Origin of the sequence: Collinsella bouchesdurhonensis, from assembly GCF_900155365.1 — a bacterium.
Classification (GTDB): Bacteria; Actinomycetota; Coriobacteriia; order Coriobacteriales; family Coriobacteriaceae; genus Collinsella; species Collinsella bouchesdurhonensis.
Window position 1 is genome coordinate 1 of record NZ_LT699740.1, and the last position, 10218, is coordinate 10218.

14 protein-coding genes are annotated in these 10218 nt (G+C 61.3%); 7 read left to right on the forward strand and 7 right to left on the reverse strand.

Going from position 1 to position 10218, the window contains the following annotated elements:
• Window positions 1-167: 167 nt before the first annotated feature.
• The gene (locus BQ9843_RS04870) at window positions 168-362 is read right to left on the reverse strand and encodes a hypothetical protein (RefSeq protein WP_230205599.1); all 195 of its coding nucleotides are present in this window, start codon (window positions 360-362) and stop codon (window positions 168-170) included.
• Between the two features lie 304 nt (window positions 363-666).
• Here BQ9843_RS04870 and BQ9843_RS04875 point away from each other — a divergent pair, with 304 nt between their 5' ends.
• Window positions 667-966 carry a DUF6323 family protein gene (locus BQ9843_RS04875; protein WP_075844138.1) on the forward strand — a complete coding sequence of 100 codons (300 nt, stop codon included), beginning with the start codon at window positions 667-669 and terminating at the stop codon, window positions 964-966.
• A 297-nt stretch (window positions 967-1263) separates the two neighbouring features.
• Here the strand turns inward: BQ9843_RS04875 and BQ9843_RS04880 are convergent, their stop codons facing one another.
• The 6 genes from BQ9843_RS04880 to BQ9843_RS04905 form a co-directional block, all read right to left on the reverse strand.
• Window positions 1264-1626 (reverse strand): type II toxin-antitoxin system RelB/DinJ family antitoxin, encoded by a 363-nt coding sequence (locus tag BQ9843_RS04880; RefSeq protein WP_075844139.1) that lies wholly within the window; start codon window positions 1624-1626, stop codon window positions 1264-1266.
• 152 nt (window positions 1627-1778) lie between these two features.
• On the reverse strand, window positions 1779-2774 hold the full coding sequence (locus BQ9843_RS04885) for a nucleotidyl transferase AbiEii/AbiGii toxin family protein (protein WP_075844140.1): 996 nt from the start codon (window positions 2772-2774) through the stop codon (window positions 1779-1781).
• Complete coding sequence (locus BQ9843_RS04890; protein ID WP_075844141.1) at window positions 2758-3375, reverse strand: DUF6088 family protein; 618 nt, start codon at window positions 3373-3375, stop codon at window positions 2758-2760. The genes BQ9843_RS04885 and BQ9843_RS04890 overlap by 17 nt, the downstream gene beginning before the upstream one ends.
• 151 nt (window positions 3376-3526) lie before the next feature.
• On the reverse strand, window positions 3527-3907 hold the full coding sequence (locus BQ9843_RS08860; RefSeq protein WP_075844142.1) for a plasmid mobilization protein: 381 nt from the start codon (window positions 3905-3907) through the stop codon (window positions 3527-3529).
• 1 nt (window position 3908) lies between these two features.
• Window positions 3909-4982 (reverse strand): site-specific integrase, encoded by a 1074-nt coding sequence (locus tag BQ9843_RS04900; RefSeq protein WP_075844143.1) that lies wholly within the window; start codon window positions 4980-4982, stop codon window positions 3909-3911.
• Window positions 4969-5184 (reverse strand): hypothetical protein, encoded by a 216-nt coding sequence (locus tag BQ9843_RS04905; protein ID WP_075844144.1) that lies wholly within the window; start codon window positions 5182-5184, stop codon window positions 4969-4971. The genes BQ9843_RS04900 and BQ9843_RS04905 overlap by 14 nt, the downstream gene beginning before the upstream one ends.
• 140 nt (window positions 5185-5324) lie before the next feature.
• On the opposite strand from BQ9843_RS04905, the gene BQ9843_RS04910 reads away from it, so the two are divergent.
• From BQ9843_RS04910 to BQ9843_RS04935, 6 genes are all read left to right on the forward strand, one after another.
• Window positions 5325-5738, forward strand: a complete 414-nt coding sequence (locus BQ9843_RS04910) for a helix-turn-helix domain-containing protein (protein ID WP_075844145.1) — start codon at window positions 5325-5327, stop codon at window positions 5736-5738.
• 832 nt (window positions 5739-6570) lie between these two features.
• Window positions 6571-6831, forward strand: a complete 261-nt coding sequence (locus BQ9843_RS08650; RefSeq protein ID WP_123220199.1) for a hypothetical protein — start codon at window positions 6571-6573, stop codon at window positions 6829-6831.
• Between the two features lie 113 nt (window positions 6832-6944).
• Window positions 6945-7907 (forward strand): Abi family protein, encoded by a 963-nt coding sequence (locus BQ9843_RS04915; RefSeq protein WP_075844146.1) that lies wholly within the window; start codon window positions 6945-6947, stop codon window positions 7905-7907.
• Window positions 7908-8411: 504 nt separating this feature from the next.
• Window positions 8412-8831 (forward strand): YjdF family protein, encoded by a 420-nt coding sequence (locus BQ9843_RS04920; RefSeq protein WP_042433139.1) that lies wholly within the window; start codon window positions 8412-8414, stop codon window positions 8829-8831.
• Window positions 8832-9569: 738 nt separating this feature from the next.
• Window positions 9570-9788 (forward strand): helix-turn-helix domain-containing protein, encoded by a 219-nt coding sequence (locus BQ9843_RS04925; RefSeq protein WP_075844147.1) that lies wholly within the window; start codon window positions 9570-9572, stop codon window positions 9786-9788.
• 78 nt (window positions 9789-9866) lie between these two features.
• Complete coding sequence (locus tag BQ9843_RS04935; protein ID WP_042433145.1) at window positions 9867-10115, forward strand: helix-turn-helix transcriptional regulator; 249 nt, start codon at window positions 9867-9869, stop codon at window positions 10113-10115.
• The last annotated feature ends 103 nt before the right edge of the window (window positions 10116-10218 follow it).

A 10218-nucleotide genomic window follows, 5' to 3' on the forward strand; every position in this document is an offset into this window, starting at 1 on the left:
TAGTTGACATGCCGATCATTTCCTTTCCGGCCTCCTTGAGTCGATTACCGAAGCAATGACTAAGTTAGGCCATCCGTTGGAGGTGGTCGGCGCCTTTGCTTATGAGGCGAAACAATCGTCGTGAAACCCGAAACTTTTATCTCGTGATTTCCTAAAAATAAAAGCTATCAAAAACACACCTCCTCGAGCGGGTCGAAGGCGCTGCCCCTCGCGGACCTCCCGTCGGCGGCGGACTCGCCCTCCCGCCAGTACTTGGCGACCGTGTGCCGGTCCATGCCGTGCCTCCTCGCGATCTCGCTGAAGTTCGGCTTCGCGCCGGACCCCCTGTAGACGTTCAGCTCTCCCATTACGTTTCGCTCCATATCCCGCTCCTCCCGGGTCGGATACCCGATCGGAGCATAGTTCCGTTAGCGCAGTTGGTGAAAGTACGTTAGCGGGGTCGGCGAAAGCGCGTTAGCGCATTCGGCGAGATGCGTTTGCGAAAGTGGTCAATTTTAGATTAGCGCTAACAATGATTTCCTTAGGGGCCTTTTCGTTTCCAACTGCCATGGGAACTCCTCTCGATGCGGGGACGCTGATAGCGGCGCGGTGCGCTATGGAACAGGGCGAACCCGCCGCAGGAGACAGCACCGCGTTCTACCCTGCATTCAGCGTAACGCGCATTCCGTGCAGGCGGAATTACCCCATGTCCCAAATTGGAGTCGGAAAGACACTGGCTACCTCATAAAAATCGCCTCTCATCAGCGGGAGCAATGCCTTTGCGAAACCGAGCGCATCGAGTTCGACGTCCCGGCAGTTGCGCTGATCGCGCAGGAGCTTGCCGAATCCAACACGTTGGCAAATACAAACGCCGCGTCAACGCTCGCTGCGCTTCAAGACTGTTTTTATCAGACGCGAGATGAACTGAGCATGGATGTACCGGACGAAGAGATCATAGAGGTGCTGGTCGGCTGTTTTATCGAATAAGGCGAAGCGGCTGATGTTGTCAAAACCTCGGTAGAGGAAATCACGGCTCATTCAAGGTCGCACCGACAGGCGCAGAAAGAGGCCGAACAATCTAACTACCGCATCACGGATGACGAGGGCCGCGTGTATACATTCGACCCAAGGGAATGGGAATGCGACGAAACCGCCCCCGGCTAGGACGGAGAGGAATGGGCTGGTGATTGGAATGAATAGCGAGCTGAGCGCCAGCGGCCAACCGGACCTCGCGCACGCGCAGCGCAACTTCGCGCGACTGACGGCCGCCTATGTCGCCAACCTCTATTGCATGGGCGAATCGTCTTCGGTCAGCGCCCGGGAAATGGTGCAGCTCACTGCATCGGAGAGCTCTTCCCTCATCCGAGAGAACGCCACCGATGCCTCAGTCCCCTCGCCCCTCTCGATCTCCCGGAGGCCCCTCAGGAGTGCATCGCGGAGCTGCTCATCGGTCATGGAGCCAACGTCGACTGACCTGGGGGCCTCGGGCAGCGCGACCCTAAAGGGAATGCCGCCCGTGAGCGAAACCTGTCTCAGAAACATGTCGATGGCAGTCGACATCGACATGCCCAGTTGAGCGAGGACCGACTCCGCGGACTGCTTGACATCAGGGTCGACGCGGAGGTTGAGCGTTGCTGTCTTCTGCATAGTAATCACCTCATGGTAATTATAACGCAATTGCATACACTTTGACAGTACATCCTATTCCACGTTAATGAAGAACGGGTTGCTCCAGCGCACGCAATAGCCTCTTCGATTCAGGCAGGCGCCCGGAATTGGGGCGGTCTTGGCGGCCTTGATCAGCTTAGCCCGTTGATGGTTTCCTCGAGCTCCGCCATGTAGGCGACTATCTCATCGATGCTCGGGTAGTTGCCGAACAGCATCGGCCTCATCGAGGCGTAATCGGCCGCCAACTCGTCGAGCCTGCCCTTTGGAGGGGCGAGCCTGAGCGTGCCGGGCCTCGCGTCGGCCAGCTTGGCCCACGGCGTGCGGTAGAACTTCTCTTTGAACCTGACGACCTGTTCGAGGAGGCCAGGCTGCGCCACGGCGCGGCCGAGCACGAACGAGTGGCCGAGGCGGTACATGTCGTAGTAATGGCGGGAGTAGCGCCTGGGCATAGCCTTGCCCTCGGGCCTGTTGGCCTCCTGGTGCAGTATGGTGGCCTTCTCCCAGAACGTGCGCTCGGGACTCGCGGTGCGCACCGTGGTCGACAGCTCGGGCCCGAACGGAACCACGTCCGCCGCGTACGGGGCTATCGCCGCCTCCTCGGAGGGCGACCATGCCGCCATGGGTCCTATCTCCAGCTTGATGGTGTCGAGCGTGCCCGCCGACTCGTAGGAGCGCGGGTAGTCGAAGTACACGGTCTCCTCCTCGGCCCCGCACCTGACGGACGCTTCGGTGCCGAGGGACTCGGAGAGCGTGGCCCTGAGCTTCGGGGCAAAGGCGTCGGCCAGGAAGGCGTTCGCGCGCTCGATGCTGTCGGCCCTGAACCGCTCCTGCGCCGAGTTGCTGCGCGGCTCCCACGGCTCGTCCTCGCCGTAGCCCAGGAGCCGCCAATCGAGTATGAGGTCGATGTCCTCCGAGAAGCGCTCGATGAGCCCGAAAGCCTTCGACAGGCTCGTGCCGCCCTTGAACACCATGGACTCGGCGAAGCCGCTTCTGTGGAAAAGGTGGTCCAAGGTGTAGCACACCCAGAAGTCCTTCTCGACGACGGCCGGCGCAAGCGCCATCCTCTGCGCGGCGGCCTCGAAGACCAGTCTGCGCTCGCCGGTCGAGGCCCTAGCGATCCTGTCCATGCCTCGCCTCCCATATCTTCTCCGCGGCGTCGGCGACCCAGGAGGTGAGCCCCGCCGACTCTTCCAGGAACGCGCCGGCCTGCCCTTCCGTGAGGTTGCGCGCGAGCGTTCCGATTTCCTCGTCGCCCACGTTCTCGCGCCCGAGCGCCTTGAGGGCCTGCACGATGATGCAGGTGATCTGCGAGCAGTCGAGCAGGTCGCGGTTGGCGCGGTGCCGGAGCTCGATATCGTACGGTCCGTACTCGTAGCGCTTGTACGGACCGCTGCTGACGTAGACGAGCTTTGCGGGCACCTGCGTGTCGAGGCCCAGCGCATTGAGCGCCGCGTCGCCGGACGGTGCGACGATCCACTTGTTGGCACGGGCGACGGCGCGCACGACCTCGTCGGCGCTGGCCGGCACCTCGGTGCCCATGAGCGCGCTGCGCTCCGGCGCGTAGTAGACGCCGCGGATGGCGCGGGCGATCCCTCCTTTTGCATGCAAGCGCCCGAGCGCGTTGGCGGCATTGCGTCGGCCTGCGACGTCGGAGAAGTCGGCGGCTGTGAAGGCCCTGCCGGCGCCGAAGCTCTCTATGCGCTTAGCGATGGCCTCTGCTTCTGTCATAGCGTTCCTCCTTTTGATGAAAATAGTATATACCTTTTTCATCAAATTGCCTCTGATCGCCTTGGTTACCCATGCATCGCGCCTGCGGTCCCTCGCCGCGCCGGCACGCGCGCGCCCGGAAGCGGTTGCGCCTCCCAATCGCGACCCGGGATTAGCATCGAGGCATCCCGAAGAAATCGTCGCTGGGCCCCTTCTCGCGCTTTGCGCGCCTTCCGGGCGGCGGCGCCTCGCCGAACCCGTTGAAGATCTCCATGACCAGGGCGAGCTGCTTCTGGAGGCCCGCATCGAGCTCGTCGGCGTCGCACACGGCGAGGAGCCGCTCCGCCAGGCCCTTCATGGAGTCGCGCAGCGCCCGCTGCGTCCGCGACGACGGCCTCACGGTTACCTCGGTCCCGGTCAGCCTCGCCATGATGTAGTCTTGCCTGCTCATGCCGCTCCAGGCGGCCATGTTGGCGATCAGCTCGTACTCCTCCGGGGTGCAGCGGAACGCCATCGTCTTGCTGCGCTTGCGGGCGTTGTTCTCGCACGGCATCCTATTCGCCCCTCAGCTCGGAGAGCGCATCGGCGATCTGCGCGCGCTTGGCGGGGAAAAGGTGCGCGTAGCGGTATGTGATGTCGATCGCCTCGTGGCCCACGCGCTCGGCGATGTCGAGAGCGGAGAAGCCCATGTTGATGAGCAGGCTCACATGGCTGTGGCGAAGGTCGTGGATGCGTATCCGCTTGACGCCCGACGCCTTGCAGCCGCGGTCCATCTCGTGCACGAGGAAGTGCTTTGTGAAACCGAAGAGCCGCTCGTCGGGCGCCACGTCATCGCGCATCTCGATGAACTCCGCCATCTCGTCGCGGAGGAACGCGGGCATCTTGATCGTGCGCACCGATTTGCGCGTCTTCGGCTTCGTGATCACGTCCTCGCCGCGCAGGCGCTGGTAGGACTTGTTTATGCGAAGCTCCGACGTCTCCATCAGGAAGTCCGAGGGCGTGAGCGCCATGAGCTCGCCGCAGCGTACGCCCATCCAGTAGAGCACCTCGAACGCGTAGAAGGCGAGCGGCTTGTCGGAGATGGCCTCGGAGAAGCGGAGGTACTCGTCCTTGGTCCAGAACTGCATCTCGCCGGCCTCCTTGCTGCCCATCTTGTCCACCTTGTGGACGGGGTTCTTCTCCAGGTTGTAGTAGCGCTCGGCGTGGTTGAAGATGGCGTTGAGCTGGTTGTTGATGATCCTCAGGTAAGTGGGCTTGAAGCTGTCGCCGTCTGACCTCGTGGACCCCGTGAGGGAGTTCTGCCACCTGACGATGTCGACGGGCCGTATGTCGCACATGCGCATGTCGCCGAAGAACGGCAGGAGCTTGCTCTGGATGATCGTCTCCTTGGTGAGCCAGGTGTGCTCGCGGACCCTCGGCCTCACCTCCGCCTCGTAGACCTTGCAGAAGTCGGCGAAGGTCATGTCCATGGCGTCGTCCTTGAGGGCCTTGAAGTTCTTCTCCCAAAGAAGCGCCTCGAGCTCGGTCTGGAACCCCTTCTTCGTCTTGTGCCGCCTGGCCCCGCGCGCGTCGCGGTAGTAGAACTGCACGTAGAAGAGACCCGTCTTCTTGTCCTTATAGGCTGGCATCGTTCACCTCCGGGAAGTAGCGGGCCTCGAACAGGTCGCTGCGGACGCGCCCGCGGATCACCACGCGCCCGAGGGCCTCCTGCTCCTTGTTCATCTGCCGGATGACCTCGTAGGCGCTGCCTTTCTTGATCTTCAGGCGCTCCGCCACCTCGTCGGCGGTGAGCATGCTCGGCCTCGGCGTCTTTGCCACCGGCTGTTCCATCTTTGACCTCCTGTCTATCCGTACATCTTTGTACGCTTATATTCCCGAGAATAACCGTACGTATATGTACTGTCAATAGAATTGCGTACAAACTCGTACGCTGATAGAATGGTCGCCGACGAAATCAAACAGGAGGGCACATGGCGACAGGCGACAACATTCGGCGGTACCGCAAGGCGAAGGGGCTGACGCAGGCCCAGCTCGCCTATGCCGTGGGGCTCACCGAGGGCGCGATTAGGCACTACGAGAGCGGCATCCGCGCGGTGAAGCCCAAATTGCTGGAGGAGATCGCGAAGGCGCTCGAGGTCTCCGTGGGCGCGCTCAAGGACTACGGAGTCGAGACGTCGCGCGACCTCATGGCCCTGCTGCTGCAGCTGGAGGAGGGCTACGGCCTCGTGCCCAGCGAGGACGGCATGGGCCTGGCGGTCAATCCGAAGGCGCCGCACGCCCCAAAGCTCGCGCGCTCGATCAAGTCCTGGGCCGAAAAGCGCGCCGAGCTCGAACGCGGCGAACTCGACGGGGCCGCTTACGCCGACTGGAAGGCCTCTTTCTGACATCTTCCCAGGTGAATTGACGTTTCCTTGCGAGCAGCCTCCGGTTCTCCGGAGGCTGCTCCATTATTCCCGTATGAAATCGGCACCCCGGAAGCCCCGTTCGGGGAATAATTGCATGCCCGAGTACGGCAGAGTACGCGGCGTTATTCGGCGGCATTCGGGGTTGTCGAAACTGCGGAAACCGATTTTCGCGTTCTTATATTCCCGTTTGTTGACCTGGGCAAATGCAATTGAAAAGGGCTTGAATCCGCCTCGCAGTTTCAACTTAGTTTCACCCGCTCGAAATCGGCCCTCGGGGGACCCGAATTGTGAATTATTCCCGCAGGGCCCTATTATTCCCGTACCGCCGAGTGCTCCGCCGTACCGCCCAGTAGGGGCATACGGGAATAATTGAGCCGTTTTCCCAGGTAGAGATGCAAAAAGAAAGCCCTCGAACCAGAGGGTTCGAGGGCTGTTATTCCCACTATTTCGCTGGTGGCTTTGTCCTGCGGCGATGCCGAAACAGTATCAGGCGGTATTCGGCAGCACCAAAACGCGAGTTCAGAAGCCAGTTCCCGCTATTCCCACTCGATGGCGTCGGTTCTGCCGTCCCGTCACTCCAGTTACACCCAGTTTTCGGCATCGACACGGAACGCGTGCCGCCGAATGACGCGATGTCTCGTTTCGTCGGCTTCGGGGACAAAAGCTGGGACAACCTCAAAAACTTTTTTCAAACTCAGGGCTTTGAGTTTTTGTTTTTGTCCCAAANGATGGCGTCGGTTCTGCCGTCCCGTCACTCCAGTTACACCCAGTTTTCGGCATCGACACGGAACGCGTGCCGCCGAATGACGCGATGTCTCGTTTCGTCGGCTTCGGGGACAAAAGCTGGGACAACCTCAAAAACTTTTTTCAAACTCAGGGCTTTGAGTTTTTGTTTTTGTCCCAAAGTGCGCGGCGGGTCGCCTTTGGAGGCTCGATGGCGCCGAAAACGCCCGTTTTGAAACTCAACCGCCCTTTTGCCCGCAAGCCGCCAGCTGCAATCGCAAGTGAATTAACGCGGGTGGCTTGCGCGCCATTTGCAAAACCCCAGGTCGCAGGTCTTCGCCATTCGTGAACAAAGTGAGTAGTCTCAGGTGGCTTGCTTATGAGTTGGCGAACGGGCCTTCAGGATTCAGGGCAAACATGCTGGTAGAATAGGATTCTCAAATCAATGACAGGAGACCGAGCATGGCCGAACCCCACGATAGGAAGCCGATCCTCACGATCGAGCAGCAGATAGAGCACCTCAAGCAGAAGGGCGTAGCCTTCGAACTGTGTTCCGAGGAAGAGGCCGCGGACTACCTGCGCGACAAGTGCAACTTCTTCAAGCTCGCATCCTACCGCAAACTCTTCTCGAAATACGAGGGAGGCCCGCGCGACGGCCGCTACGTAGACCTCGACTTCGGCCAGCTGCGCCTGCTCGCGGCGCTCGACCAGGAGCTGCGCCACGCCCTGCTCGGCATGACGCTCGACATCGAGCATTTCCAGAAGGTGACACTGCTTCGCGAGATGGAGGACCGTGGAGAGGACGGCTACGCCATCGTGGCCGACTACATGGCATCGCTTACCACTGCAAACAGGGAGTACCGCCTGCGCGAGCTCAAGATGAGCGGCCGCAGCCCCTACAGCTCGAGCCTCTACGCGAAGTACTCCGGCGACATGCCTGCCTGGGCCTTCCTTGAGCTCACCTCGTTCGGCACCCTCATCGACTTCGTGCGCTTCTGCGCCAGGCGATGGGGCGACAGGCGCCTCGAGGCCTCCCACTACGACCTCAAGCGCGTGAAGTCCGTCCGCAACTGCGCCGCGCACGGCTCGTGCCTGATCAACTGCTTCGCCGAGAGGGGCGCCGCCCGGGGCTCGGCGTCCAGCGGCGTCTCCCGAAGGGTCGCCGCCGTGGGGATTCCCAAGGCGACCAGGAGGAAGTGGATGGGGAATACGGCCATGCAGGAGGTCGCGACCGTGCTCGTGGCGCACTCCGGCTTGGTACCCGAGGGCTCCTCGCGCTCGCGCGCCGCATCCGAGCTCGCCGAGATGTTCGCCAGGGCCGACGGCGAAACCGAGGCGCTGCCCGACAAGGGGCCCGACGCCGCAGCTCGCTCCGCGCTCGAGTTCCTTCGCAGGTTGACAGAATCGCTCGGGTTGGTAGAATAGCCTGCAGATAGCAAAACCTTCACGGTTTTAGGGGCGGACTTGCGCAAGCGACTCTGCCCTATTTTTATATTCACTCGCTATAGGAGACGGATGATACCTGGGTCAATGACAGAACTGAGAAGCCCGGAATAATGGAGCCAGTTAGAAACCCTCGGGTTTGCGGGGCGGGATCGTGAGAGCGATTCTGCCCTATTTTTTTCCTCCGTCTGCCCCAACCAAGTAGTTCGAAGATAGCCTGTAGGTGTCCTCGTGGGCGCCTTTTATTTTCAGGGAATCGGCCGCTTCATGAACGAGCGACCGGCTTGACCTAGATCGAACCGCCTTCATCTCCGTCTAGGCGCCGGCAATCAACATCGTGAATCCGCGCGTGCTACAATGCGGGCACCAGAGATGAAAACACAGTCCCCGTCGGGTAGTCGTGGGCGTGCGGGAGTCCGCATCAGTAACCTGCCTCCTTGGTTGTCCCTTCTCTGCATGGTCATCTACATAAAGGAGGAACCAGCCATGCAGATCAGCGTGTCGTCCACCCTGACCGTATATCACGACGGCCAATTCTGGGTCGGGCTGGCGGAGCACGTCGAGGACGGCAGATACGGCGCCGCCCGCATCGTCTTCGGCGCAGAACCGTCCAATGAGGAGATCCTGCGATTCGTTGTCAGCAAATGGGCGAAGCTCTCGTTCTTCTGCCACGGTCCGGCCGAGGCGAGCAAGCCCGCGAAGAACCCCAAGCGACGCGCCCGCGAGGCGGCGAAAGCCCTCAAGCAGCCGGCGATGAGCACCAAGGCGCAGCAGGCGCTCGCGAATCAGCGGGAGACGATGAAGCGGAAATCGGCTCAAGCAAGAAGCCAGCGTCGCGCGGATGAGGCGGAGGCGCGCTTCGAGCAGCGAAAACTGAAGCGCAAACAGAAGCATCGCGGTCATTGATACCACCATCAACCCATATATAGCAGCAGGCGTAGCTTCGATTGAAACTACGCCTGCCACCTGGTGCTATAACGTTATACAGAACGTATGTTCTATACCCACTCGATGACTAACCCAGTCCGAGCACTACCGATGCGTGTCGCGTCATACCGCCTAAGAGCCGATTCGTTCAGAAAAGGTTCAGGGGGATCGTCGAGTTTATTGCACCCTCGCGTTTTACAAAAGAGAGTACAAGGCCCTTTAGCTCGAATTATTGCATTTAGAACCCAGCCGCTCATCCATCCTAGCTTGCCCAAACAGCCCTCCCGCGATGTCCATGTTCCAACGGATGGGTACCATTTATCCGGGTGCACCTGGGGCAACGGGCCAGCAGGCCCGCGCAAGGTCGCTCGCATAACACGCAACATCAAACACGACAGAAGAGGCGAACGACAGATGCCGGACCCCGGACGACAGCACCGCGGAAGACGAGCATTCCGACCACAACCGAACAACTCCAGCTACTAGGCAGGCGCCCGCATGGGCGCCTTTTACTTTTCAGGGACTTAGCTGAGAGCTAAGGCACGCGGCTCATGGCCGTTTCGTGAAGGCACGACCAGCTCGACCCATCTCGACCCGTCTCCGCTCCCGCCGTGCTCACCAATCGACATCAGGCGGTTCAATCGTCGCGCAGACGAAAAGGGACACGGTGCCGTGCGGTGTGCTCGCGCGGTGCCGCACGGGAAGATTGGAGGAACCATGGCACACACAGCCGAATGCGCCGCGCCCGAGGGAAGCCAAGATCGCGACGAATGGATGACGGTAATCGAGATGCAAGAGTACATGAGGGCGAGCCGAAACAAGGCATACGACCTCATCTGGTCGGGAGAGATCGACTCGTACAGGCTCGGAAGGAAGCTCCTGGTGTCGAGGGCGTCAGTGGACGCCTACATCGAGTCGAGGAGCGGCAGGAAATGACGGCGGCGACCGCCCCAGGAGCCGCCCGCGGCCGGGCACGCGAGGGAGCCTCGAGACGAAAGGAGCTCGAGGACGACCATGACCAAGAGCATTAGCAGGAGCCAGGTGAGGCTCATCGCATCGACCAACGCGATATTCGGCGCCGACGAGGCGTGCGCGATGCTGCGCATCAGCCGCGACGCCATGTACCGGCTCGCCAAGGACCCCGACGACCCGTTCCCGATCCGCTACATCGGCGGCAAGACTCGCGACGGCATCGTGCTGCACGACGAGCTCGTCGCATGGGTCGAGCGCAACAGCGTCGTCGGCTCGCCCAGAAGGGGCTAGCGCCGATGGCGGCCACAGGCCCGAAGGGGCGCGACGGCCCCTCCCCGCGCGAGTTCACGACGGTACGGCACTTCATGATGGCGGACCTGGGCCTCTCCGGCCT